We start from the raw sequence: 25319 nt of genomic DNA on the forward strand, positions 1-25319 counted from the left end.
CAATAATCGAAGCAATAATCCAAGAAACAACCTGAGTGGTTCTAGAAATATGAAAACCATTCATTTTTGATTTGTCACTCACAAAGTGAATCAGCGGAATAATCGCAAAGCCCAATTGCAAACTCAAAATGACTTGACTCAGAATTAGGAGTTTCCCTGTCACGCTTTCGCCATAAATCAAAATCACAATCACGGCAGGAATAATGGCAATTAAACGCGTAATAATTCTACGAACCCAAGGCTGAATTCTAAAATGAAGATAACCTTCCATTACGATTTGCCCGGCAAGCGTTCCCGTTACAGTCGAGCTCTGTCCCGCTGCGATCAAGGCAATAGCAAATAAAGCTGGCGCCCATTTTGTTCCCAAAAGCGGTTCTAAGAATTTGTGTGCATCCTGAATTTCTGCAACTTCATACATTCCGTTTTTATGGAAAGTCGCGGCGGCAAGAATTAAGATTGCGGCGTTTACAAAAAAGGCCAGATTTAATGCAATGGTAGAATCTATAAAATTGTATTTCAAAGCTTGTTTGATTCCCGCCGGAGTTCTGTCGAATTTTCTCGTTTGCACTAAAGACGAATGCAAATACAAATTGTGTGGCATTACAGTTGCTCCGATAATTCCAATAGCAATATATAAAGCAGCCGAATTTGGAATTGAAGGAATAAGCCCAGCCAAAACCTTATGAACTTCTGGTTCGGCGAAAATCATTTCGAAAATGAAAGAGAATCCAATAATCGCTACTAAAGCTATAATGAAGGCTTCCATCTTGCGAATTCCTTTATTGATCAGGAAAAGCAATAAAAAGGTGTCTAAAACGGTAATCAGAACTGCTTCGAGTAACGGAATTCCGAAAAGCAAGTTGATTCCGATCGCCATTCCGAGAACTTCTGCCAAATCGCAGGCAGCAATTGCAATTTCGGCAAGGAAATATAAAATGTAGTTGATGTACTTGGAATAAGTTTCTCTTGAAGCTTGCGCAAGGTCGCGCTGTGTTACAATTCCGAGACGAGCACTTAGACTCTGCAAAAGCAAAGCCATTAAATTACTCATTAATAAAACCCAAACTAAAGTGTAACCGAATTGGCTTCCACCGGCAATGTCAGTCGCCCAGTTTCCTGGATCCATATAACCAACGCTTACTAAATATGCAGGGCCTAAGAAGGCTAAAATTTTTCTAAAACCTTTTTTTTTATTTTCTGTAGAAACCGATTCGTGGACTTCTTCTAAAGATTTAGTCATTGTAAAAGTATTGTTTTCACAAATATAGATAAAAATTATATTCGCGAAACAATATTTTTAGACGAGTCTAAAAGTTAAATGTTAGAATTTAAACAATTCGGACATAATCCTGATAAAGTGAAATTGATCTCATTTACTTTATAATTATGCGGCATGATGTAACTCGGTTTTACACTTTCAAGACAAGTTATCTCATGGCAATTCTCACAGCTAAAATGTGCATGGTTATGAATGTGTACTCGCTGATGCGAATGATTGCATTTGGCATATTTTACCGTTCCGTCCAAATTCGAAATTTTATGAATTATGTCCTCGTTAATTAATCGATCTAGAATTCTGTAAATGGTAACGCGATCGCACAAATCATTTAATTGTTTGTGAATTTCGGTATGCGAAAGAGCAGTTTTAGATTTTTCAAATACCTCTAAAACAGCCGTCTTTGCTGCGGTATTACGTGTAGTTTTCATTTTTTACGGAATTAAAAATTAAACGCAACAATGTTGCAATTGATAAAAATATGTATATTTGCAACAAAATTGCATTAAGCAAAAGTACACATAATGAAGAAAATAAGCACATCCTTTTACGATATTTTAGGAATTTCAAGCGCGACCATTTGTCTGGTTCACTGTTTGATTTTTCCTTTTTTAACGATCCTTCCTTTAGGATTGAGTCATAACCCATTTATAGATTTACTCTTTGCTTCGATAGGTCTCTTTGCAATTCTCAAAATTATAAAAAAATCGGCTCTTTTGGTATCGACAATTTTAGTTGTTTCAATGGCGCTGATTTGGATCAGCATTTTGACAGAACTTCTTTTGGAAATTCACCTTGATCTGATTTATTTCGGAGGAATCGGAATGATCATCGGACATTTAATCAATTACAAATTACATAGAAAACAAAATCATTAAAATAACCATTGGGTGAAAGTATATTTAATTTAAACACATAGGAACATAGATTTTATTGTTTCTTTTAAGAGTACAGAAAAAGCAAGCTTTAACACATAGTTCTATGTCTAATTATTCTAAGTGAAACGCCTTTTACAAAATCCTAAAAGCTATGTTTCTATGTGTTAAAAGCAATTTCACTCACAGATTAAAAATAAAAATATGGAACAGAAGCATTTTGAAGTGATTATCGTTGGCGGAAGTTATAGCGGACTTTCAGCGGCAATGAGTTTAGGACGTGCTTTACGTCAGGTTTTGGTTATCGACAGCGGTTTGCCTTGCAACAGACAGACGCCGTATTCTCATAATTTTATAACACAAGACGGTGAAAAGCCTGCAGTCATTTCGGCGAAAGCCAAATTGCAAGTTGATATTTATAAAACCGTTCAATTCTATAACGGACTAGCCATAAAAGCGCTTAAAACAGAAAAAGGTTTTGAAATTGAAACTGAATCTGGAGAAATCTTTACGGCGAGAAAAGTATTATTCGCAACAGGCGTAAAAGATTTACTTCCAGAAATTGAAGGTTTTGCAGATTGTTGGGGAATTTCAGTTTTGCATTGTCCGTATTGTCATGGTTATGAAGTCAAAAATGAAAAAACAGCGATTATTGCTAATGGCGAAATGGGATTTGAATTTGCCAAATTGATTTCGAATTGGACAAAAGACCTTCGTTTGTGCACTAATGGAAAATCAGAATTGACTTTGGAACAAAAGCAGATTCTTAAAAATCATGGCGTTTTGATTTTAGAAGAAGAAATAAATTCGATAAATCATAATGAAGGTTATGTTTCAGATATTGTTTTTAAAAACGGAGAAAAAGTTGATGTAAAAGCTATTTACGCAAGAGTTCCATTTGAACAGCATTGTAAATTACCGCAAGATCTTGGCTGTGAAATTAATGAACAAGGATATTTAAAAGTCGATTTTATGCAGAAAACTACAATTCCAGGTATTTTCGGAAGCGGTGATGCGACGACCCAAATGCGTTCTGTTGCCTTGGCGGTTTCTTCTGGATCTTTCGCCGGAGCGGTAATTAATAAAGAACTTATTGACGAAGATTTTAAATAAGCTCTTGAAAATTGTTCGCAAAGACGCAAAGTTTTTTAAACCATATAAGTCATATAAGTTTCATTTAAGGGGAAGCTTATATGACTTATATGGTTTAATTATTTGGCGAAAACAAAAATCTAACATATTGAATTCAATCAGTTTGAAAATTTCTGTTTCAAGAATAATTGTATGTCGAATTTAATTTTTAGTTTTGTCTAAATTTAATTTTACAATAATGAAATATTTATTTTTGACAATATTAATACTTTCAACTAAAAACTTTTATTCTCAAAATATCTCTGGAAAAGTGGAAATGAATGTGCCATCAATTCAAGGAATTCGCATTCGTTTATTAAACACAAACTTTAGAACACAAACAGATTCTCTAGGTTTTTATAAACTAGAAAATATTCCAAGCGGTTCTTATAAAATCGCAGTGACCTCGACTGGATTCAAACCGATAACCCAAAAGATTTTAGTTGCAGAAAATGAAAATCTGAATCTTGATTTTGAATTAGAAGAAGATCAAAATGAACTGAACGAAGTTGTAGTTTCGGGAACTTTAAAACCCGTAAAAAGATTAGAAAGTGCCGTTCCCGTTGAGGTTTATTCTCCAGTTTTCTTCAAGAAAAATCCAACGCCAAGTATTTACGATGCGCTTCAAAACATAAATGGCGTTCGTCCGCAGTTGAATTGTGGCGTTTGCAACACGGGAGATATTCATATAAATGGATTAGAAGGTCCGTACACTTTGGTGATGATTGACGGAATGCCAATTGTGAGCAGTCTTTCGACGGTTTATGGTTTGTCGGGAATTCCGAATTCTTTGGTCGAACGAATTGAAATTGTAAAAGGCCCCGCTTCGTCGCTTTACGGAAGTGAAGCTGTTGGCGGTTTGATCAATATTATTACTAAAAATCCAACATCAGCGCCGACTTTTTCAGCCGATTATTTTACGACTTCTTATTTTGAAAGCAATCTCGATTTGGGAACTAAGTTTAATGTCGGGAAAAAAGCGACTTCGCTTATTGGCGTAAATTACTTCAATTATGATCAGGTTATTGATAAAGACAAAGACAATTTTACCGATGTTACGCTTTCTGAACGAATTTCGGTTTTCAATAAATGGAGTTTTAAACGAAATCAAAATCGCCTTTTTACGATTGCAGCGCGCGGAATGTATGAGGATCGCTGGGGTGGAGACATTCGTTGGGAAAAGAAATATAGAGGTGGCGATGAAATCTACGGCGAAAGCATTTATACTAAAAGAGCTGAATTAATTGGAAGTTATCAATTGCCTTTTGAAGAAAAATTGATGCTTTCTTTTTCTGGAAATGTTCATTATCAAGATAGCCGATATGGAACTACTTCTTATATCGCTAATCAGAAAATTGGATTTTTGCAGCTGACTTGGGATAAAAAAATCGGACGAAACGATTTGTTGGCGGGAATTGCAAGTCGATATACGTATTACGATGACAATACGCCTGCAACCAAAGAAGCTGAAAACACTTGGCTTCCAGGAATTTTTGTTCAAGACGAAATTACGTTTTCTCCAAAAAGTCAGGTTTTGTTGGGAATGCGATATGATTACAACTCGATTCATGGTTCTATTTTCACACCAAGATTTGCTTATCGATTTAAAGCAAACGAAAACACGATTTTTAGATTAAATGCTGGAACTGGATTTCGCGTTGTAAATTTGTTTACTGAAGATCATGCGACGTTAACGGGTTCTAGAGATGTTATTATCAAAAATGATTTGAAACCCGAACAATCTGTAAATGTGAATTTGAATTATATTCAGAAAATCAATTTTGGAAATGGAACGTTTATGGGAATTGAAACGACTGCTTTTTATACGAGATTTAGCAATAAGATTATTTCAGATTATGAGACGAATCCAAACGAAATCATCTATGACAATATTGATGGTTATGCGATAAGTCAAGGAATAAGTACGAATGTGGATCTTAATTTTCCGTCGGGATTAAAATTTATTGTAGGCGCAACGGTTTTAGACAATAAAAATGTGGAGAACGGAATTTCAGAAAGACCTTATTTGACGGAGAATTTCACAGGAACTTGGAGTGTTTCATACAAAATTCAACCTTGGCATTTATCGATGGATTATACGGGAAATGTTTATAGTCCGATGAAATTGCCTTTGTTGAGCGAAACTGATCCGAGAAGTCCGAAATCGCCTTGGTATAGCATTCAGAATATTCAGTTTACCTATTCGGGATGGAAAGATTTTGAAGTTTATGGCGGAATCAAGAATCTGCTGAACTTTACACCAAAACAAAATAATCCGTTTTTGATTTCGAGAACAAATGATCCTTTCGATAAAAATGTACAATACGATTCGGCTGGAAAAGTATTGGTAACGCCAGACAATCCGTATGGTTTGACCTTTGATACGACTTATGTTTATGGGCAAAACCAAACTATTCGCGGATTTTTAGGATTGCGATATACTTTTAGGTAAAAGATCTAAACGAAATGTTGCCACGAATTGCACCAATTATCACGAATTTAATTTGTGTAAATTCGTGTAATTCGTGGCAAAACAAAAAACAATGAAAAAACTTCTTCTATTTATTCTTTTCTTCGGAATAACTTCAACGGGATTTTGCCAATTAAAAAGCAGAACTTTTGAGGAAATAGACAGCTTGCAACAAATCCAAAAACGAAAAACCATTGTTTTCATTCATACCGATTGGTGTCAGTTTTGCCAGAGAATGAAAGCCACAACATTTAAAGATCAGGAAATAATAGACAAACTAAACTCCAATTTCTATTTTATTGATTTCAATGCAGAAGAAAAACGAGATATTACATTCGCTAATCATACTTTCAAATATCAGCCTTCAGGCAATAATGTTGGCGTTCATGAACTGGCTTTAGAATTGGGAAGGATAAACAACCAAATGGCGTATCCGATTTTATGTGTTTTGAATGATAAGAATGAAATTATCTTTCAATACAATAATTATTTGGGGCTAAAAGATTTTAAAGTGTTATTAGAAAATCTGGAAAAGTAAATTTTCTTATTTTTGAGAATGAATTCTTCGCAAATCCCACATTTCGACTACATTTTTACAGGAACTGGACTCGCGTCTTTGATGACGGTTTACAAAATGGTTTTGTCTGGAAAATTCTCCGATAAATCGATTTTATTGTTAGATCAAAATGCAAAGAAAACCAATGACAGAACTTGGTGTTTTTGGGAAAAAGAAGAAAGTGTTTGGAATTCGGTTATTTCAAAAAAATGGGATTTGGCTTTATTTGCTAATGAAAAATTTAAGCGGGATTTAGACTTGAATCCTTATTCATACAATAAAATCAATAGTTTAGACTTTTATGATTTTGTTTTTGAAGCCATTTCAAAACAGTCCAATATTACTTTTTTAAAAGAAAAAATAACCGATATCAACGAATTGGAAACACATGTTTTTGTTGGTACAGAAGAAAATCGATACACTTGTAATTATCTTTTCAATAGTATTTATACTAAGGCTTTCGCCGAAAGGCAAAACAAATATCCCGTTTTGCAACAGCATTTTGTGGGCTGGTTTGTGAAAACGAAAGAGGAGGTTTTCAATCCTGAAGAAGTCACTTTCATGGACTTTTCGGTAGAACAAAAAGGGAATACGAGATTTATGTATATTTTGCCAACTTCAAAAACGGAGGCTTTGGTTGAATATACTTTGTTTTCTGAAAAATTGCTTTCAAAAGAAGAATACGAAAAAGAGATTGAACTTTATCTGAAGAAATTAGGTTCGGAACACTACGAAATTTTGGAAAAAGAGGAGGGAAGCATTCCGATGACTTGCTATCCTTTTTGGGAAAAAAATACCAAACGAGTATTGAATATTGGTACGGCAGGCGGTTGGACAAAAGCGAGTACGGGTTATACGTTTAAAAATTCAGATAAGAAATCTTCGGATTTAGTGGAGTTTATTCAAAAGAAAGACTTTGAAATGAAAAACTTTCACAAAAAATCTAAGTTTTGGTTTTACGATTTATTGCTTTTGGATATTCTGTATCGTCATAACGAATTGGGAAGTTCTATTTTTTCGTCGCTATTTCGAAAAGGCAATCCAAAACTGATTTTTAAATTCTTGGATGAAGAAACCAATTTAGTCGAGGATTTAAAGGTGATTCTGAAATGTCCGAAAAGACCGTTTATTCAGGCGTTATTTAGAGTTTTATTTAAATAAAGATATTAATATCAAACTATAACAAAACTTTATACTTCAAAGTAACTAGTTGCGAGTAAACTTCGTAACTTTGCAGTTCAAAAAGTACAATTTAAAACAAAAGAATATGTATCCACTAGATATGGTAAGACCAATGGAAGCTGAATTAACAGCTGCTGGTTTTCAAGACTTACATAGTGCTGAAGCTGTTGAGAACGCGATCAAAGCTGAAGGTACCACTTTAGTTGTTGTAAACTCTGTTTGTGGGTGTGCTGCAAGAAATGCACGTCCAGGAGCAAAAATGAGTTTGGAAGGAGCTAAAAAACCAGATCATTTAATTACTGTTTTTGCAGGTGTTGACAAAGAAGCTGTTGATGCTGCAAGACAACATATGTTCCCATTTCCTCCATCTTCGCCATCTATGGCTTTGTTTAAAAACGGAGAATTGGTTCACATGTTAGAGCGTCACCACATCGAAGGACGTCCAGCTGAATTAATCGCTGAGAATTTGCAAGATGCGTTTAACGAATTTTGTTAATTCGTTAAGGTTCAAAGTAACAAAGGTACAGAGTTAGAAAGTATAAAAAAAAGGCACTATGAAAATAGTGCCTTTTTTATTTGTATAGTGAAGAAACCTTTGAACCTTTGCAACTTAGTACCTTTGTACCTTACATGTTCCATCCCCCGCCGAGTGCTTTGTACAATTCGATCATCGAACTTAATTGTCTTTCTGATAATTGTGCAAGACTTAATTGTGCATTAAAAAGGTTGGTTTCTACATCTAAAACTTCTAAGTAAGAAACGTAACCGCTATCATATCTTTCGTGAGATAGTTTGTAGTTGATTAAAGCCGCTTGAACTTGTCTATTGCGTGCTTTCCATTCTTCTTGATATGTTCTAACGTTTTGTATGGATTGTTCAACTTCGGAAACGGCACCAATGTACGTTTTCTGGTAAATGAATTTGAATTGTTCTGCTTGTTGTCTGTTGATTTCAACTCTTCTTTTGTTTTTTCCGAAAGCAAAAATAGGACCTGCAATTCCGCCAGAAGCATTTTGCATGTAAGAACTTCCTAAAAACAGATTGCTTAAATCGGCACTAGCAAATCCTGCGATTGCGGCTAAATTAATAGAAGGAAAACGCATGGCTTGAGCCACACCAATTCTTTCATTTGCTGCTGCATATCTTAATTCGGCAGCTTTTACATCGGGTCTGTTTTCTAACAAAGCAGATGGAATTGACAACGGAATTTGACTTACAATTTGCAGTTCTGTATTGCTTTTTCCTCTAGGGATTTCAGAAGGAAGCTGACCAGTAAGCAAGGCAATTGTATTTTCGTAATATGTTATTTGTCTTTGAATGTTTGGTATTGCGGCTTCAGCAATGGCAACTTGTTGTTCAATCTGTGCTTTGTCAACTTCAGAAATGTAACCTTTTGCAAATCTTTCGCTTATGATTTGGTAGTATTTCTCTCTTGTTTCAAGAGTATGTTTGGTTATTTCGAGCTGATCATCAAAATTTCTCATCTGAAAGTATGCAACCGCAATATTCGTAACAATTTCAGACAATACTACTTTACGCGCTTCTTCAGTTGCAAGAAGTTCGTTTTTTACAGCATTATTTTCATGACGAAATTTTCCCCAAAAGTCAAGTTCCCAAGACATACTGGCTCCAGCTGTAGACGGAGTAATATATTTCTCATTGCTGTTTATGGTAGCGCCATATTGGAAAGCTGGAAATAAATCTGCTTTAGCATAACCTAATTCAGCACGAAGTTGTTCAATTCTTGAAACTGCAATTTTGAGATCATAATTATTCTGAAGGCCTTTTGTTATAAGATCCTTTAAAACATCATCATTAAACAAATCAAACCATTTTACGTTGGTTACCGAAGCGAGACTGTCTAAATTCCTCTCATTTAAATAAGATTCTGATTTTAACTGTTCTGGTTTTTTATATTTTGGTCCTACCATACATCCGGCTGGAAATAAGGAAATAACCAATATAATCACGATTATTTTATATTTCTTACTCATGGTCTGTAGTATTTGATTCTACATTATTTTCTGTCGCTACGATTGTTTCCTCTTTCTTGTGTCCAATTCTTTCAATCATAACAAATAGACCAGGTACAATTAATACCCCTAAAATAGTGGCGACTAACATACCGCTAAATACTGCCATTCCCATTACAATACGCGCTTGCGATCCTGCACCTGTAGCGGTCAATAATGGAACTACCCCAAGAATAAAAGCAAAGGCAGTCATCAAGATCGGACGAAAACGAAGTCTTGCCGCATACATTGCCGATTCGTAAAGAGGTTTTCCTTTTTCATATTCTTCTTTGGCAAACTCGACAATTAGAATAGCATTTTTAGCTACCAATCCGATGAGGAGAACGAGTCCGATTTGAGCAAAAACGTTGTTCACGTAAGCATCGCTTCCAAATCTTGCTAAAAGAAGTCCTAAAAGTGCTCCAAATACTGCGAAAGGAGCTCCAAGAAGTACGCTGAATGGTAATTTCCAGCTTTCGTATTGCGCGGCAAGAATTAAGAATACAAATACTAAAGCCATCACAAATACTGATCCTCCTCCAGGAGAATGCTTTTCTTGATACGATAAGTTGATGTAATCGAAACTCATATCGGCAGGCAAAGTCTGTTTGGCAACTTCTTCTAAAGCTGTCAAAGCCTGAGCACTACTATAACCATCATTTGGACTTCCTCCAATCTCAGCAGAACGGAATAAATTCAAACGGTTTGTAAAATCAGGGCCAGACACTTTGGTTGCTGTAACCAATGTCGAAACAGGAAGCATATCGCCTTTGCTATTTTTGACATAAATCATGTTTAAGTCCTCTGGTTTCACACGATTAACGGCTTCACCTTGAACATACACTTTATACTGACGGCCGAAACGGTTAAAATCATTTACATAACTTCCTCCCAAAAATGCTCCGAGTGCTTCGGTGACTTTAGAGACGGGTATGCCTAATTTCATGGCCTTATCGTTGTCGATATCCAATTTGATTTGCGGAGTACCAGCATTAAAAGTGGTGTAAATTCGTTTTATTTCAGGACGCTGTTGTGCAGCCGCAATAAAGTTCTGAGTTTGTTCTGCTAAATATTGAGGTGTATTTCCTCCTCGGTCTTGAAGCATCAAACTAAAACCTGCCGAAGCACCCAAACCTTGAATCGCGGGCGGACCGAATGAAAAACAAGTCGCAGTCGTAATTTGAGTTGCCAGTTTTTTATTGAATCGGTCTACAAATTGTTTGGCCGTTTCCGCTCTTTCTTCCCAAGGTTTTAGTGAAATGAAAATAAAAGCATTATTTGGCTGATAAGAATTGGTAAGCATACTAAATCCGTTTATCGTGGTATATGATAAAATAGATTTTTCTTCTTTAAGGAAACTGTCTACTTTTTTCGAAATTTCATCGGTGCGCTGTAATGATGAAGCAGGAGGCAAAGCAATATTTACCAAGACATAACCCTGATCTTCTTCTGGAATAAATCCTAACGGAATTTTTTTGCCTAAAAGGACAATTGCCACAAGTATAACGGCTAGTAAAACCACAATGCGCATTGCTTTTTTTGCAAAGAATGTTGCTCCGCCAATATATTTTCCAGTTACATTTTCAAAAACTCTGTTGAACCAAGAAAAGAATTTGGCAAGCCATCCTTTTTGCTGGTCAATAGGTTTTGTGGGTTTTAAAAGCATGGCACAAAGTGCGGGACTTAAAGATAAAGCGCTAAATGCCGAGAAGGCGACCGAGACGGCAATGGTTATGGCAAATTGCTGGTAAAAACGTCCAGTGATTCCGGGTGTCATCGCAACTGGGATGAAAACGGCACACAGAATTAAGGCAATGGCGATTACAGGTCCAGAAACTTCTTTCATTGCCTGAATTGTTGCTTCTCGCGGATTTTTTCCATGTTCGATATGATGTATTACGGCTTCAACAACCACAATAGCATCATCGACTACAATACCAATTGCTAATACTAATCCTAAAAGAGAAAGTGTATTGATCGAAAATCCTAACATCGGGAAAACCGCAATGGTCCCAATCAACGAAACGGGAACTGTAATTAACGGAATTAAAGTAGCGCGCCAGTTTTGTAGAAATATAAATACCACTAAAATTACCAGAATAATAGCTTCAAAAAGAGTATGTACAATATCATCAACCCCAGCAGTAATAGCTAGCGTTGTGTCTAAAGATTCTTGGTATACAATATCTTGCGGAAACTTTTCCGATAATTGCTTCATTGCTGCTTTTGCATTTTCAGCAACATCAAGGGCGTTACTTCCTGGCATTTGGTACAAGGCAATAACCGCACTTGGAGAACTGTTTCTTCTGGCTGATGAACTGTAATTTTCTGTTCCTAATTCAATACGGGCAATATCTCCCATTAAAACTTGAGCTCCGTCTTCTTTACTTCGAACCACAATGTTTCCAAATTCTTTTTCGGTAACTAAACGGTCTTGAAGCGTTACACCGTATGTAAACTCAGTATTCGGAGGTGCTGGTTCGGCTCCAAATTTCCCTCCTGGACTAATCATGTTTTGTGCGTTCAGCGCATTTTTGACATCTTCAACCGTTACGCCAAGTTTACTCATCATATCGGCTTTTAGCCAAATACGCATAGAGTAGTCGCTTCCTCCAAAAAGCGTTACCTCTCCAACTCCTTTTATACGAGCCAGCTGGTCAACAACATTGATACTCGCATAGTTGTTTAAGAACTTAGCATCGTATTTCGGATTGGTTGAGGTAATGGTGAATAACATCATCGGAAACGATAGTGACTTTTTTACAACGACACCTTGCTGTTTTACACTCGAAGGCATAAATGGAGCAGACTGGTTTTGTCTGTTTTGAGTCAACATATTGGCGTTGTCCAGATTGGTTCCTACATCGAAAGTAACTTCAATGGTACAAGCTCCATCAGAAGTATTGATCGATTTCATGTATAGCATATTTTCAACACCATTCACTTTTTGCTCAATAGGAGTCGCAACTGCCTGTTCCACATTCAGCGCATTTGCTCCTGTAAAAGAAGTTGTAATTTTTACAACGGGCGGATTAATATCCGGATATTGAGAAATAGGTGTTTTTTGTAGTGCCAATAATCCAAGTATCACAATGATAATACTAATTACAATGGCAACAATTGGTCTTCGGACGAAAAATTCTCCCATAATAGTATGTGATTTAGATTACTTTGCAGCTACAGTTTCTGGATCGCCCAATTGCCATTGAACGGTTTTAGGAGTAATGACGCTTCCATTTTTCAATAATGAAGTACCTCCCATGGCTATCTTATCTCCAGGTTTTAGTCCTTCTTCAATGATATAACCATTTTTAACAGTAGGACCTGGTTTTACAATCTGCATTTGTACTTTATTGTCATTGCCTACTACATAAACCTGATAAATGCCTTGCACTTCGATAACGGCACGCTGCGGAATTACGATGGCTTCTTTGCGAATGTCTGTAAGCAGCGCCACTTTTACATATTGACCAGGACGAAGCAATTTATCTGGGTTTGGAAATGCGGCTTCAAATGTAATTGCTCCCGTAGAAGGATCAATTTGTCTGTCGGCAAAACTTACTTTTCCTGTCTCCGGATATGTAGAACCATCCGATAGTTTTATGGTAACTGTTGCGCCAGAACCTTTCAAAGCAGAATTTGGTTTATTGAATTCTCTGTAAAGACGCAGAAATTCCTGTTCGCTGATAGTAAATCGAACCCTCACATCTCCTAAATCTGAAATGGTATTTAAAATAGACGCGGCACCAGGTCTAACATAATCTCCAACACGAACTTTAGAAATACCGATTAATCCTGAAATTGGTGCCAAGATTTGACAATAACCCAACTCAATTTTTGCATTTTGAACAGATGCGCTTGAAGCCTTAATTTGTGCCAGTGAAGCATTATACGCCGCCTTTGCTGAAATCAATTCTCTCTGGCTGACTGCATTCATTTTTGCTAATGGAGTGATCATATCCAAATCAGCTTTGGTTTTAGACAATCGTGCTTGCGATTCTGCGGCACCTCCTTCAGCTTCATTAAGTTTAGCTCTGTACGGTAAAGGATCAATAGTGTAAAGGACTTGTCCTTTTTTGACAAAACTTCCTTCTTTAAAATTCATACTTTCGATAATACCATCAACTCGTGGGTTAATTTGTATATCAGATTGACCAAAAGTCTGACCCGTATATTCCGATTCTAATTGCACATCTTGCTGTAAAACAGAAGTAACAGAAATTTCTAATGGTTTGGGGCTTGGAGGTGTTTCTTTTTTGCAAGAAAACATCAAGAGACTTAATAAGATTGCGGAGGAGTAGATTTTGTTCATTGTTAAATTCTTTTAGGTAAAATTCATTAATTACAACTAACTAAAAACCAATAAAGTGCATGAGCTAAGTTAGCGTTTTTTTAGATAAATGAACAGATATTGATGAAATTTCGTTAATTTTAGTTAAAATATTATTTATCTGTATATCAATGGATAACAATAAATCAGGTGAAATGCCATTTTGTATCGATAAACTACATTTTTGTAAGAATTCAATATTTCACTTACGAGTAATAATAATTCAAAAACTTTTGTAATTATGTCAAAAAATAACAAGAAAAAACACAAAAAAACAGAAGGAAATGACAATGAATTAAAAAAAATAAGCAAGAAAGAATTGTTGCATCGCGCTAAGAAATTTTCTGAACAATTTTGTGTCGGTGACGATAAAGATTTTTCCTTAAAAGACAAACCAACATGTTATTCTGGCGATGAAGACAAAGCAATAATCCAAAAAACATTAAAAATGGGAGTTAAGGCTCTCGCGGCCATGCAAGATATTTTATACGCTCAAGACAAATGGTCTGTTCTTGTTATTTTTCAAGCTATGGATGCTGCCGGAAAAGATGGTGCAATAAAACACGTAATGTCGGGCATAAATCCGCAAGGCTGTCAAGTCTCTTCTTTTAAAGGGCCAAGCTCAGAAGAATTGGATCATGATTATTTATGGCGTTGTCAAAAACATCTTCCAGAAAGAGGTCGAATTGGAATCTTCAATCGTTCCTATTATGAAGAAGTGCTGGTAGTTCGTGTTCATGAAGCGATACTGAAAGGTCAAAAGATTCCTGAAAAACTGATTACCAAAGACATTTGGGAAAATCGTTTTGAAGACATTCGAAACTTCGAAAAATACCTCACTAGAAACGGAACCATTGTCATTAAGTTTTTTCTAAATCTTTCGAAAGACGAACAAAAAAAGAGATTTATAGAAAGAGTTGACAACCCCGATAAAAACTGGAAATTTAGTGCAGCCGATGCCAAAGAGCGTGGGTACTGGGACGATTATATGCATGCTTACGAAGAATTGATTAAAAATACATCGACCAAAAAATCGCCTTGGTATGTAATTCCAGCCGATAATAAATCGTATGCTCGAATTGCAATTGCTTCTGCCATAATTCATGCTTTAGACGAAATGGATTTAGAATATCCAAAAGTGAGTCCAGAAAAAATCGCGGAATTGAATGAAGTTAAAAAAGCATTATTGGAAGAGAAAGATTAAACTTTCGCAGCTATAGATATTGATTTATTGCTTGTGAATTACCAATCGCGTAACTTTTTCGATTATGATTTCTAAACTTTTGCCAGCAGCAGACTGGATTAAAAACTATAATAAGAAAGACCTAAAAAGAGATTGTATTGCAGGTGTAACATTGGCCGCTTACGGAATCCCTGTTTCTCTTGCTTATGCAACGCTTGCAGGTTTGCCTCCGCAATACGGAATTTACGGTTACCTCATTGGCGGTATTTTTTATGCTTTGCTCGGAACCAGTAGACAGCTTGCAATAGGACCAACATCTGCTATTTCTCTATTGGTTGGAACAACTATAGCAGGCATGGCAAACGGCAATGTGGAACGTTGGTCTGAAATTGCGTCGCTCACCGCATTGGTATTTGCAGTAATGGCCATCATTGCTTATTTGCTGAGGTTAAGCGGCATCATTAATTTTATTAGTGAAACTGTTTTGGTCGGATTCAAGGCAGGGGCTGCAATTACTATTGGTTTGACTCAATTGCCAAAATTATTTGGAGTTGAAGGAGGTGGAGATAATTTCTTAGAACGAATTAGTAATCTTTTGCATCAAATTCCAGATATGAATACTGCGGTTTTTATTTTCGGAATAATAGCGATAATCATTTTAATCGTTGGAGAAAAAATAGCTCCGCAACTACCTGTCGCAATTCTTATTGTTGTTTTATCTATTGTTCTTATTTCGACAACATCATTAAAATACGCAGAATTCAAAACAGTTGGAATTATCCCGACTGGACTTCCTGAATTTCATTTGCCTTCTCTCCGAATTCGAGATGTAGATGGCGTTTTGCCATTAGCAATGGCTTGTTTTTTATTGTCTTATATAGAAAGTGTTTCTGCCGGACGCACTTTGGCTCAAAAAAACGGATATGTTATTAATCCCCGTCAAGAACTTTTGGCATTGGGAGTCGCAAATGCAGCTGTTTCGTTCGGGCATGGTTATCCCGTTGCAGGCGGTTTGTCACAATCTGCTGTAAACAATGCTGCTGGAGCAAAGACACCTTTGTCGCTTTTGTTTGCTTCTTTCACCATTGCATGCTGTCTTTTGTTTTTAACGGGCTATCTTCAAAATCTGCCAACGGTGATTTTAGCGACTATTGTTTTAGTTGCCATTAGAGGACTTTTTGATTGGAAAGAAATGAGACACCTTTATAAAATAAACAAACAAGAATTTTGCGTCGTCATGATTGCGCTTGCAGGTGTATTGGTATGGGGAATTCTAGCTGGAGTTTTACTCGCCACAATCGTAACATTGTTGTTATTATTAAAGTCTGCTTCAAAACCACATGTAGCTTTTTTAGGAAGAGTTCCAGGAACTAGAATTTATACCGATTTGAAAAGGCATCCAGAGAATGAGGAAATTGAAAACGTATTGATTGTCAGAGTTGAATCTTCCATATTTTATTTCAATGCAGAATATATTAAAGAACGAATCTTGGAAAAAATCTACAGTGAACAAGATTCTTTAAAAACTGTAATATTAGATTTGAATTCTTCTCCTCGTATTGATATTGCGGGTGCTCGTTTTTTAAAGAATCTTTTTATTGATTTACAGGCTATAAACATTAATCTAAAAATAGCCGAAGCTCGTTCGGATGTTAGAGACAGCCTTCGCGCAGAAAATCTTGAAATTCTCTTTGGACATATAAGTCGTTCTGTTTCTGTAGATGATTTGGTACAGCGTTCGAGACATTCATAGTGCTGTGAATCAATGTGTAATAATTTAAAGTTACAAAGTTGCATTAAGATATTAAGATGTTAAAAAAGTACATAATTAAGTTAAGACCATTTTAAATCTGAAAATAAACCCTAAATTTGCCACAGATTTTAAAGAAAATCTAAAAAAACATATATTCTTAACTTAAAACTGTTTATAGCATGCAACTGTATAACACTTTGAGCGCAGAAGAAAGAGCCATCATGATCGATGATGCAGGACAACAACGACTTACGTTGTCTTTCTATGCGTATGCCAAAATTCAAGATCCACAAAAATTTCGTAATGATTTATTCGTAGCCTGGAATGCCCTTGATGCATTAGGCCGAATTTATGTTGCCAGCGAAGGAATAAATGCTCAAATGAGTGTTCCAGCTGAAAATTTTGAAGCTTTCAGAGAAACTCTTGAGGTGTATGATTTCATGAAAGGCATACGATTGAATGTTGCTGTTGAACAAGACGATCATTCATTTTTAAAATTAACGATCAAAGTACGTCACAAAATCGTTGCTGACGGTTTAAATGACGATACTTTTGATGTTACAAATATTGGCGTTCACTTGAAAGCCAAAGAATTCAACGAAATCCTTGATGATCCAAACACAATTGTAGTAGATTTTAGAAATCACTACGAAAGTGAAGTTGGTCATTTTAAAGGTGCGATTACTCCAGATGTTGAGACTTTTAGAGAAAGTTTGCCAATTATCAACGAACAGCTTAAAGATCATAAAGACGATAAGAATCTAGTAATGTATTGTACTGGAGGAATTCGTTGCGAAAAAGCGAGTGCTTATTTCAAACACCAAGGGTTCAAAAATGTTTATCAATTAGAAGGTGGAATCATCAACTATGCGAAACAATTGAAAGAGGAAGGTTTAGAAAGCAAATTCATTGGTAAAAACTTCGTATTTGATAATCGTCTAGGCGAAAGAATTACAGATGATATCATTTCGCAATGTCATCAATGCGGAAAACCTTGTGATAATCACACCAACTGCGAAAACGATGGTTGCCATTTATTGTTTATTCAATGTGATGAATGTAAAGCGGCAATGGATAACTGTTGTTCTACAGAATGTTTAGAAATTGTTCACATGCCATTGGTTGACCAAGTTCGTTTGAGAACAGGAAAACAAGTTGGGAATAAAGTGTTCAGAAAAGGAAAATCTGAAAATCTAAAGTTCAAACATTCAGGTGAATTGCCAGAAACAGCTTTAGCGACAGCACAAAAGCCAGCTGATATTCGTCAGAAAATAAAAATCAAAAAAGTACTTCTTGGAAAAGCAGAGCATTATTATGTAAAAGCACAAGTTGGACAATTTACTGTTGAAAATCACGAATTAAACGTTGGAGATAAAATTCTTATTTCTGGTCCAACAACTGGCGATCAGGAATTGGTTTTAGATAAAATCATTGTTGATGGAGCAGCAACTCAAACTGCTAAAATTGGTGATAAAGTAACTTTTGAAGTTCCTTTCAGAATTAGATTGTCAGATAAAGTTTATAAAATTATAAATTAGCGGTTTTAAAAACCCTAATTTACAATGTCGCATTCTTTTTCCAAATTATGGATTCATGCCATTTGGGCAACCAAAAATCGTACAGAATTAATTGATTTTTCAATAGAAAAAAAGGTACACAATTACATTCACGATGAATTAATTGAACTTGGTTGTTCAGTTAGAATCACAAATGGAATGCCTGACCATGTGCATGTTTTGTTTTTACTAAATCCGAAAAAATCTATTTCAGATGTAATTCGTCAAGCGAAAGGTGGTTCTTCTCATTGTATAAATGGAGAAAATCTAATCCTTGAAAAATTCGCGTGGCAAACTGGCTATGCAGCTTTCGCGGTAAGCGAATCTCAGCTTCATGTTGTTTTTAATTATATCAAAAATCAAAAACAGCATCACCTCAAAATGAATTTGATGAATTTGTAAAACTGCATGGGTTTGACAATAAACCATGAGGGGGTAAATACAAAAAATACCACAATCCACAAAAACATAGCCCACGGTTTCAACCGTGGGTACACAATGCAAATCCACAACGTTACGTAACAATACGTTTCCCACGGTTTCAACCGTGGGCTATGTTTGATGAAGATTGCGCAACGATTGTTGGGCTACTACAAATAAATTATAAATACAGACTATGATATAAATCATAGAATTCTAATCTATACCACATTATTTTTGTCAATTGTTAGATGGCTAAATTCGAAAAATAGGCCATCGGAATAATAAATCAAAAATGACAGTTAACAATACAATCGAACTCATGGCTCCCGCGGGGAACTTTGAGTCGCTTCAGGCTGCCTTAGATAATGGCTGTGATTCTATATATTTTGGTGTTGAACAGCTCAACATGCGTGCAAGATCGACAGTCAATTTTACGATCGAAGATTTGAAAGAAATTGCCAATCGTTGCGAATCCAAAAATGTTCGAAGCTATCTTACTTTAAATACTATTATTTACGATCACGATTTATCAGTCGTAAAAACATTATTGAATAAAGCCAAAGAAGCTAATATTACTGCTGTAATTGCATCAGATCAAGCTGTAATTGCAATGGCAAGATCGATTGGAATGGAAGTTCATATTTCGACTCAATTGAATGTTACGAATATCGAAACCATTAAATTCTATAGCTTATTTGCTGATACCATGGTTTTGAGCCGTGAATTGAGTTTGCGTCAGGTAAAGAAAATTACGGAACAAATAGAAAAAGAACAGATCAAAGGTCCGAACGGAAATTTAGTTGAAATCGAAATTTTCGGTCATGGCGCTTTGTGTATGGCGGTTTCGGGGAAGTGTTATTTGAGTTTGCATTCACATAACTCATCTGCAAATCGTGGTGCTTGCAAACAAAACTGTCGAAAAAAATATACCGTTATCGATCAAGAAACAGGTTTCGAAATCGAATTGGATAACGAATACATGATGTCGCCAAAAGATTTGTGTACATTGGATTTCTTAGACCAAGTAATCGATTCTGGAATTCAAGTTTTAAAAATTGAAGGACGAGGACGTGCGCCAGAATATGTAGCAACGGTTATCAAAACTTACCGTGAAGCAATAGATGCGTATTACGAAGGCACTTTCTCGAAAGAGAAAACATCAGTTTGGATGGAAGCTTTAAATACAGTTTACAATCGCGCTTTCTGGTCTGGATATTATTTAGGACAAGAATTAGGAGAGTGGAGCGACATTCCTGGATCGGCTGCAACTCAAAAGAAGGTTTATGTTGGAAAAGGAACGCATTATTTCCCAAAAGCAGAAGTTGGTCAATTCAAAATTGAAGCTTACGACATTAAAATCGGTGATAAAATTTTGGTAACAGGTCCAAGCACAGGAGCTCAAGAAATGATTATCGACGAAATGTTTGTGAACGATCTTACTGTAGAAAAAGCAACAAAAGGAGACGATTGTACTTTCAAATTGCCGTTTAGAATCAGAATGTCTGACAAATTATATAAAATCGTTGAGGCATAATGGTTATCATCACTTTACAAAGAGACAAATGCATTGGTTGTAATTACTGCGTTGAGATGGATCCAGTTCATTTTCAAATATCAAAAAAAGACGGAAAATCAGTATTACTTCATTCGCAGAATGCAAAAGGCTTTTTTACTTTAAAATCGCCAAATCATGCCATTGTAGAGAGTTGTGAATTGGCAGCAAAAGCTTGTCCGGTTAAGATTATTACGGTTAAGGAAACTTAGAGTTGAATAAAATATAAAGAGCTGCAAATCGCAGCTCTTTTTTATATATCTATTGGAATGATTTTAAAATTTTGAAATTTGCCATTTTGAAAAATGTTTTTCTAAATCTAATTTATTGGCAATGAGATAACGTTCATTATTTATCGTTACAAAATCGATTAAATGGTCAACCGTCTCAGTCAAACAGAAGTATGGTTCTTTTTTTTCGTCTTCTTTTAGAATAATTTGCAAGGGCTTTTTTCCATAAACAAAATAACTCAGGCCTGTAAGCAATACTACTTTGTCGTTAAGATTTTCTGTTTTTGTTAACTCTGTGTGTTCTACTTTGTATGAACTAATTTTTTTTCCCGATTGATCAAACTTTTGAAGAACAAGTATCGGATTACGGCTATTATGTGACTGACAAAGAACCAAAATGTTTTGATCATCAACTATTTTAAGTTTAATTGATTTTACTCCGAAATCTATCGCCGTGTTTTTTAAATCAAGGTCATAAGACCATTCTATTTCTCCATTTTGATTTAAACAAAATAATTTACTAATTGGAAACGAAACGGGAGAGTTGGTCGTATTGACGCAAAGAATAATTTTATCGCCTAAAAGCTTTAAAAATCGAAGTCCAATATCAGGGCAAATTGTTTTTGTCCACAGTATATTTCCATTAAAATCTGTTTTGGAGATTACCGTGCTATCTGTAGTAACTGCAGAGTTAGGAAAACTTTTAGTGCCGGCAATAATTAAGGAGTTGTTATTGTAAATTTCCAAATTGTTAAAAGAAGTTATGTTGTTAAACTCTTTCTTCCATTGCAATTCGCCTGTTGTGCTAAGTTTTGATAGGAGTGCAGATTTCTGTTTCCCATTATATCCGCTAAGAAATAAATTTCCATCAGGATCTAATGAAAAACTTTCAAATCGCTCATCAGCATCATAATTTCCTAAATGCTTATCCCATATTTTATTCAATGCAGTATCTGTGCATAGAATAGAAGTGACATGCTGAACAGAATCTTTTTTTAAAAAATGCTGTCCTAATACAAAAAGCTTATTGTCAAATGATTTTATCTCTTTTGTAGTGTTGTAGTTACTCTCATCATAAAAAAAACGGGAGTTAGATTGTGAATTGCAATAAGGAATGGATATTAAAAGAACAGCTATAACGATTTGTATTTTTTTCATTTTCTAGTAAAGGTATTCATTAGTAGTTTAGAGGGTTTGGGGTATTTAAAGGCTCAATATTTTTACGAGTAAACTTAATAAAATTTCGTTCTTCTAAAGAAAAAAACGCACCTAATTTGTAGCGTTACAAAATAGGTGCGTGTATTTATTAAATTGGAAAAAGTAAATTTTTACATTCCAATTTTAGCATTAATATTATGCTTATCTACATAAGCTTGAGCAACATTCATCAGTTTTGTGAATTTTGCATCGATTTCGCTTTGAGTTGAAGAATCAAAATTGGCAATTGCTTTTTGTATCTGCTCTGGCGAAGCTTTTTCGTCCTTCAACTTAGCAATTGGCAAATAACCTTCTTTTTGTTTGGCAATCGCATAAGAAAATAAGTCTTTTGATGCTTGAAGAAGTTCTTTGTTGTCATCATCTTCAGCGATATCTTTAATAGTTTGAAAACGCGTTTCTAAATTGGTAATATCATATTTAAAAGCATCGTAGTAAGAAGAAGAAACCATCTTTTTTTGGCTTTCATCATAAATCATCGCTTCTGATTGCAGTTTTTCATTGATTTCTTTACTTCCAAAACGAGACAATAAATTCGAATTTAAAGCAGCGATTTCAAAGGTTTTTTCTGGCGAAAGGTTATTACAAGATGTCGCAACTAAACTTCCAACGATTAATACTAGAAATAGAGTTATGGTATTTAAGATTCTTTTCATTTTTAAGTTTATTATATTATTTAATCTTTCAAGATTTTACTTTTCAAATATCTCTGAATTAGTTTTTTAGGAATAGCTTTTTGGTCTTCTTATAAATTCCAAAAAGGATGATTGTAATTAAAAAAGCAATTACGATATCAAATACTAAATTCAGAAAAATGAAATTTGTCATTTCTTCTACAGGAGTTGGGTAAACCATTTCACTATAAAGGACATAGAAAGAAGCTGGAAAACCATATCTGTCACTTCCATCAACTTGTCTTTGTAGACTGGCTGTCGAAAAAGTAAGTACAGTAAAAACAACCGCGGTAGAGAAAATGAGTAATAGAGTTTTTTTCATTGTAAAATCTTGAATTAGTTTATCCTTTTAAAATTTTACTTTTTTCAGCGTCAAATTCTTCCGAAGTTAAGATTCCAGCATCCAAAAGCTCTTTTAAGTCTAATAATGCTTTTTTCTTGGCTTCCATCGAATTTGAATTGTCTGTTTTTGGAGCTTCGGCTTGTGTGGTCTGAATTGGATTTACAACTGTTCCCGAAGGAGCGTATTTCAAAATCAATTCTGTGATTTCATTGAACCCTTTTACGTTTGAGTAATCAATCGCTTTCTGTTCTTTCACGTTTACGATCGAAGCATCGGCTTTATTATCCAATAAATATTTTACGACATCTTTCTTTCCGTTGGCAGCGCTATAGTGTAAAGGCGTATTTCCAGATTCGTCCTGAATGTTGATGTTTGCTCCAGCTTCGATAAGCAATTTCACCATACTCAAATTGCCTTTTTTAGTTGCAACGTGCAAAAGACTTTCTCCGCCGTAAGTATAAGAACTGTTTAGTGTAAAGCTAGATTCGTTAGAAATATTTGTTGCGCTCACGATCCAATCCAAATAATCATTCATTGAAGAAGTATCTTCAGCGACAGGTTTGCTGTAATTGACATCAACTCCATTTTCTAAAAACAAAGCCACAATCTCCTTTTGATTATTCGCACAAGCGTACCAAATCGGAGAATATCCATTATTATTTGATGTGAAAACATTAGCACCTCTTTCTACCAATAATTTTGCAAGCATTCGGTTGGTTTCATAACAAGCAATCAAAAGTGCATTTTCACCAGAATGATTGACGTGATTTACATCGGCTCCATTATCCAAAAGTAAAGTTACCATTGGAATCGATTTGGTGTAACAAGCATAAAGTAAAGGCGTATTTCCTTGTTTATCGGTTACATTTATATCAGCTCCTTTGTCTAAAAGCAATTGAATAATTTCACGATTTAGTTTTGCCGAAGCTAATAATAACGGAGTTTCACCATTGTTATTCAGTAAATTAACATCGATTCCTGCTTCAAGCAACTTTGTTGCAATTTCGATTTGAGCCGTCTGAACCACTAAATGAAGTAGACTATTTCCGTATTTATCGTTTTTAGTAATTTCAGCACCATTGTCTAAAAGATGCAGAGCCGTTTGTTTTTGTTTTTGAAGACAAGCAAAGTACAAAGGCGTTTCTCCCTGATGATCTTCATAGTTAATATCAGCACCATCTTCAGTTAAGATTTTTACAATATCGAGATAACCGCGGTGTGCAGCATAATGAAGCGCAGTTCTTCCTAGTTCGTCAGTATATTTTACATCTACTTCTTTGTTTTGAAGAAGCAATTCGGCTATTTTTCTGTTGCCGTTTTCACAGGCAACTATAAATGACATTGACATGTATAATTTTTTTAAGTTTTATTGTTTCATTAAAAGCTCAACCGTTTTAATTTTCAAGTTGTCGCCAGAGGCAAGCATCAAAGCGGTTTCGTCTTTATCGTTGGTAACTTCTTTATCTGCACCATTCTCAAGAAGTAATTTTACTTTTCGATACGTTTCTTTCGCCATTTCTGCATCGTAATTGACATTGAACGCACAGACTTTATGCAAAATAGTATTTCCTTGATTGTCTTGTTCGTTAACATCAACTGATCCGCTGTCTAGAACCGATTTTAAAATGCCCGATTTTTTCTCCACAATATAATCTACACCCGATTTCGGATTTCCATAATATTCAGCGCAATGATTTAAATCGGCTCCATCTGACAAAAATCTTTGCAGCGCGTTTAAATCGTATTCAGAATCAGACATCATTCGGATAAATTCTGTAAGCAAAGTTTTTCCGTTTTTATTGATGTTATTAAAATTAGCTGATGAAGATTCCGCTAAAAGTTCGTACATCGGAAAAGAAAACTGTTCGGCCGCAGCGTAATAAAAAGCACTGTTTTCCTGTTTATCCGTTTCATTAGGATCTGCACCATTTTCTACTAAAAATGCCAAAACGTCTTTTCGATTTCTTTTAACAGCACAAATTAGCGGAGTAGTTTCAACAATATTTTTCTCGTTAATGTCAACTCCATTGTTTATCAAAATGCTGATATACTCTTTTACTTTTTCTGCATCCAATCCATAAGTATTTAGAATAGTGTAAATAAAATTTTCACCTGCATTGTTCTTATACTGCGTGTTAGCATTAAAATCTTCAACTAAAACTTTAATTATTTTTGGCGAAATGCCTTTTTCAAAGAAATAACCAAGAAGAGTCTTATCGCTAATTTCGTCGTTAAGATTATCCATTTTCGACATCAATTCTTTGAAAAAAGCAATCGATTCTTCGTCATCTTTTAAATATAGCGCCAACGGTTTAAAAATCGATTGGTCAAAATTGTCGAGTTCGTAAACATCGGTTTCAATAAAACCCGCTTTGATCAATTTTTCGATAAAATCAAGCTCTTTTGCTTCGATAATTTTGGCCGCGATCTGCGAAAAGTTGTTTTTTAGATACTGCTCGTTAAATTTTTCCCCGTTATTTAGGCATTCTCTGGCCTCGTCAAATTTTCCCTGAAAAAGGAAATTTTCAATTTGGTTTGTCTGCATTTGTAATATATTT

At 35.2% G+C, this 25319-nt stretch carries 22 protein-coding genes; 12 read left to right on the top strand and 10 right to left on the bottom strand.

Annotation, left to right across the window (positions count from 1 at the left end):
* Both ACE01P_RS15350 and ACE01P_RS15355 read right to left on the bottom strand, forming a co-directional pair.
* Window positions 1-1240: Nramp family divalent metal transporter (locus ACE01P_RS15350; protein ID WP_379699410.1), on the bottom strand; the 1240-nt coding region annotated here is incomplete at its 3' end.
* Window positions 1241-1314: 74 nt separating this feature from the next.
* The gene (locus ACE01P_RS15355; protein ID WP_379699412.1) at window positions 1315-1707 is read right to left on the bottom strand and encodes a Fur family transcriptional regulator; all 393 of its coding nucleotides are present in this window, start codon (window positions 1705-1707) and stop codon (window positions 1315-1317) included.
* Window positions 1708-1800: 93 nt separating this feature from the next.
* Here ACE01P_RS15355 and ACE01P_RS15360 point away from each other — a divergent pair, with 93 nt between their 5' ends.
* From ACE01P_RS15360 to ACE01P_RS15385, 6 genes are all read left to right on the top strand, one after another.
* Window positions 1801-2154, top strand: a complete 354-nt coding sequence (locus tag ACE01P_RS15360; RefSeq protein WP_379699414.1) for a MerC domain-containing protein — start codon at window positions 1801-1803, stop codon at window positions 2152-2154.
* A 201-nt stretch (window positions 2155-2355) separates the two neighbouring features.
* Window positions 2356-3264 (top strand): NAD(P)/FAD-dependent oxidoreductase, encoded by a 909-nt coding sequence (locus ACE01P_RS15365; protein WP_379699417.1) that lies wholly within the window; start codon window positions 2356-2358, stop codon window positions 3262-3264.
* A 217-nt stretch (window positions 3265-3481) separates the two neighbouring features.
* Window positions 3482-5734 (top strand): TonB-dependent receptor domain-containing protein, encoded by a 2253-nt coding sequence (locus ACE01P_RS15370; protein WP_379699420.1) that lies wholly within the window; start codon window positions 3482-3484, stop codon window positions 5732-5734.
* Between the two features lie 91 nt (window positions 5735-5825).
* Complete coding sequence (locus tag ACE01P_RS15375) at window positions 5826-6290, top strand: thioredoxin family protein (protein ID WP_379699422.1); 465 nt, start codon at window positions 5826-5828, stop codon at window positions 6288-6290.
* Window positions 6291-6308: 18 nt separating this feature from the next.
* Window positions 6309-7469, top strand: coding sequence for a lycopene cyclase family protein (locus ACE01P_RS15380; protein ID WP_379699424.1), 1161 nt, complete (start codon window positions 6309-6311; stop codon window positions 7467-7469).
* Window positions 7470-7575: 106 nt separating this feature from the next.
* The gene (locus ACE01P_RS15385; protein WP_379699427.1) at window positions 7576-7986 is read left to right on the top strand and encodes a BrxA/BrxB family bacilliredoxin; all 411 of its coding nucleotides are present in this window, start codon (window positions 7576-7578) and stop codon (window positions 7984-7986) included.
* A 130-nt stretch (window positions 7987-8116) separates the two neighbouring features.
* Here ACE01P_RS15385 and ACE01P_RS15390 read toward each other — a convergent pair whose 3' ends face one another.
* From ACE01P_RS15390 to ACE01P_RS15400, 3 genes are read right to left on the bottom strand one after another with little or no spacing between them, the layout of a single operon-like run.
* Entirely contained in the window at window positions 8117-9484 is a 1368-nt protein-coding gene (locus ACE01P_RS15390; protein WP_379699430.1) for an efflux transporter outer membrane subunit, read from the bottom strand.
* Window positions 9477-12650, bottom strand: coding sequence for an efflux RND transporter permease subunit (locus ACE01P_RS15395; protein WP_379699432.1), 3174 nt, complete (start codon window positions 12648-12650; stop codon window positions 9477-9479). Before ACE01P_RS15395 ends, ACE01P_RS15390 begins: the two co-directional genes overlap by 8 nt.
* A gap of 18 nt (window positions 12651-12668) precedes the next feature.
* Window positions 12669-13814, bottom strand: a complete 1146-nt coding sequence (locus ACE01P_RS15400) for an efflux RND transporter periplasmic adaptor subunit (RefSeq protein WP_379699435.1) — start codon at window positions 13812-13814, stop codon at window positions 12669-12671.
* Window positions 13815-14073: 259 nt separating this feature from the next.
* Here ACE01P_RS15400 and ACE01P_RS15405 point away from each other — a divergent pair, with 259 nt between their 5' ends.
* The 6 genes from ACE01P_RS15405 (at window position 14074) to ACE01P_RS15430 (ending at window position 20511) form a co-directional block, all read left to right on the top strand.
* A complete protein-coding gene (locus tag ACE01P_RS15405; protein ID WP_379699438.1) occupies window positions 14074-15036 on the top strand; it encodes a polyphosphate kinase 2 family protein in 963 nt (320 codons plus the stop codon).
* A 64-nt stretch (window positions 15037-15100) separates the two neighbouring features.
* Window positions 15101-16768: a SulP family inorganic anion transporter gene (locus tag ACE01P_RS15410; protein WP_379699440.1), complete on the top strand. Its 1668-nt coding sequence runs from the start codon at window positions 15101-15103 to the stop codon at window positions 16766-16768.
* A gap of 179 nt (window positions 16769-16947) precedes the next feature.
* A complete protein-coding gene (locus ACE01P_RS15415) occupies window positions 16948-18306 on the top strand; it encodes a rhodanese-related sulfurtransferase (RefSeq protein WP_379699443.1) in 1359 nt (452 codons plus the stop codon).
* 24 nt (window positions 18307-18330) lie between these two features.
* Entirely contained in the window at window positions 18331-18726 is a 396-nt protein-coding gene (tnpA, locus tag ACE01P_RS15420) for an IS200/IS605 family transposase (protein ID WP_379699446.1), read from the top strand.
* 313 nt (window positions 18727-19039) lie between these two features.
* The gene (locus tag ACE01P_RS15425) at window positions 19040-20281 is read left to right on the top strand and encodes a peptidase U32 family protein (protein WP_379699448.1); all 1242 of its coding nucleotides are present in this window, start codon (window positions 19040-19042) and stop codon (window positions 20279-20281) included.
* Window positions 20281-20511 (top strand): ferredoxin, encoded by a 231-nt coding sequence (locus tag ACE01P_RS15430; RefSeq protein ID WP_379699451.1) that lies wholly within the window; start codon window positions 20281-20283, stop codon window positions 20509-20511. The genes ACE01P_RS15425 and ACE01P_RS15430 overlap by 1 nt, the downstream gene beginning before the upstream one ends.
* Before the next feature lie 63 nt (window positions 20512-20574).
* On the opposite strand, the gene ACE01P_RS15435 is transcribed toward ACE01P_RS15430, so the two are convergent.
* The 5 genes from ACE01P_RS15435 to ACE01P_RS15455 form a co-directional block, all read right to left on the bottom strand.
* Complete coding sequence (locus ACE01P_RS15435; RefSeq protein WP_379699453.1) at window positions 20575-21687, bottom strand: hypothetical protein; 1113 nt, start codon at window positions 21685-21687, stop codon at window positions 20575-20577.
* A gap of 170 nt (window positions 21688-21857) precedes the next feature.
* Entirely contained in the window at window positions 21858-22400 is a 543-nt protein-coding gene (locus tag ACE01P_RS15440; protein ID WP_379699456.1) for a hypothetical protein, read from the bottom strand.
* Between the two features lie 58 nt (window positions 22401-22458).
* Window positions 22459-22740: a hypothetical protein gene (locus tag ACE01P_RS15445; RefSeq protein ID WP_379699459.1), complete on the bottom strand. Its 282-nt coding sequence runs from the start codon at window positions 22738-22740 to the stop codon at window positions 22459-22461.
* Window positions 22741-22759: 19 nt separating this feature from the next.
* A complete protein-coding gene (locus tag ACE01P_RS15450) occupies window positions 22760-24103 on the bottom strand; it encodes an ankyrin repeat domain-containing protein (protein WP_379699462.1) in 1344 nt (447 codons plus the stop codon).
* A 24-nt stretch (window positions 24104-24127) separates the two neighbouring features.
* Entirely contained in the window at window positions 24128-25306 is a 1179-nt protein-coding gene (locus ACE01P_RS15455) for an ankyrin repeat domain-containing protein (RefSeq protein ID WP_379699465.1), read from the bottom strand.
* Between the last annotated feature and the right edge of the window lie 13 nt (window positions 25307-25319).

It is taken from the genome of Flavobacterium sp. HJSW_4, assembly GCF_042436695.1.
GTDB lineage: Bacteria > Bacteroidota > Bacteroidia > Flavobacteriales > Flavobacteriaceae > Flavobacterium.

What these genes read in the sequence shown, in the direction of transcription:
- ACE01P_RS15355 (WP_379699412.1), bottom strand. Translation starts at nt 1,707, where the DNA reads ATGAAAACTACACGTAATACCGCAGCAAAGACGGCTGTTTTAGAGGTA.
- ACE01P_RS15360 (WP_379699414.1), top strand. Translation starts at nt 1,801, where the DNA reads ATGAAGAAAATAAGCACATCCTTTTACGATATTTTAGGAATTTCAAGC.
- ACE01P_RS15365 (WP_379699417.1), top strand. Translation starts at nt 2,356, where the DNA reads ATGGAACAGAAGCATTTTGAAGTGATTATCGTTGGCGGAAGTTATAGC.
- ACE01P_RS15370 (WP_379699420.1), top strand. Translation starts at nt 3,482, where the DNA reads ATGAAATATTTATTTTTGACAATATTAATACTTTCAACTAAAAACTTT.
- ACE01P_RS15375 (WP_379699422.1), top strand. Translation starts at nt 5,826, where the DNA reads ATGAAAAAACTTCTTCTATTTATTCTTTTCTTCGGAATAACTTCAACG.
- ACE01P_RS15380 (WP_379699424.1), top strand. Translation starts at nt 6,309, where the DNA reads ATGAATTCTTCGCAAATCCCACATTTCGACTACATTTTTACAGGAACT.
- ACE01P_RS15385 (WP_379699427.1), top strand. Translation starts at nt 7,576, where the DNA reads ATGTATCCACTAGATATGGTAAGACCAATGGAAGCTGAATTAACAGCT.
- ACE01P_RS15390 (WP_379699430.1), bottom strand. Translation starts at nt 9,484, where the DNA reads ATGAGTAAGAAATATAAAATAATCGTGATTATATTGGTTATTTCCTTA.
- ACE01P_RS15395 (WP_379699432.1), bottom strand. Translation starts at nt 12,650, where the DNA reads ATGGGAGAATTTTTCGTCCGAAGACCAATTGTTGCCATTGTAATTAGT.
- ACE01P_RS15400 (WP_379699435.1), bottom strand. Translation starts at nt 13,814, where the DNA reads ATGAACAAAATCTACTCCTCCGCAATCTTATTAAGTCTCTTGATGTTT.
- ACE01P_RS15405 (WP_379699438.1), top strand. Translation starts at nt 14,074, where the DNA reads ATGTCAAAAAATAACAAGAAAAAACACAAAAAAACAGAAGGAAATGAC.
- ACE01P_RS15410 (WP_379699440.1), top strand. Translation starts at nt 15,101, where the DNA reads ATGATTTCTAAACTTTTGCCAGCAGCAGACTGGATTAAAAACTATAAT.
- ACE01P_RS15415 (WP_379699443.1), top strand. Translation starts at nt 16,948, where the DNA reads ATGCAACTGTATAACACTTTGAGCGCAGAAGAAAGAGCCATCATGATC.
- tnpA (WP_379699446.1), top strand. Translation starts at nt 18,331, where the DNA reads ATGTCGCATTCTTTTTCCAAATTATGGATTCATGCCATTTGGGCAACC.
- ACE01P_RS15425 (WP_379699448.1), top strand. Translation starts at nt 19,040, where the DNA reads ATGACAGTTAACAATACAATCGAACTCATGGCTCCCGCGGGGAACTTT.
- ACE01P_RS15430 (WP_379699451.1), top strand. Translation starts at nt 20,281, where the DNA reads ATGGTTATCATCACTTTACAAAGAGACAAATGCATTGGTTGTAATTAC.
- ACE01P_RS15435 (WP_379699453.1), bottom strand. Translation starts at nt 21,687, where the DNA reads ATGAAAAAAATACAAATCGTTATAGCTGTTCTTTTAATATCCATTCCT.
- ACE01P_RS15440 (WP_379699456.1), bottom strand. Translation starts at nt 22,400, where the DNA reads ATGAAAAGAATCTTAAATACCATAACTCTATTTCTAGTATTAATCGTT.
- ACE01P_RS15445 (WP_379699459.1), bottom strand. Translation starts at nt 22,740, where the DNA reads ATGAAAAAAACTCTATTACTCATTTTCTCTACCGCGGTTGTTTTTACT.
- ACE01P_RS15450 (WP_379699462.1), bottom strand. Translation starts at nt 24,103, where the DNA reads ATGTCATTTATAGTTGCCTGTGAAAACGGCAACAGAAAAATAGCCGAA.
- ACE01P_RS15455 (WP_379699465.1), bottom strand. Translation starts at nt 25,306, where the DNA reads ATGCAGACAAACCAAATTGAAAATTTCCTTTTTCAGGGAAAATTTGAC.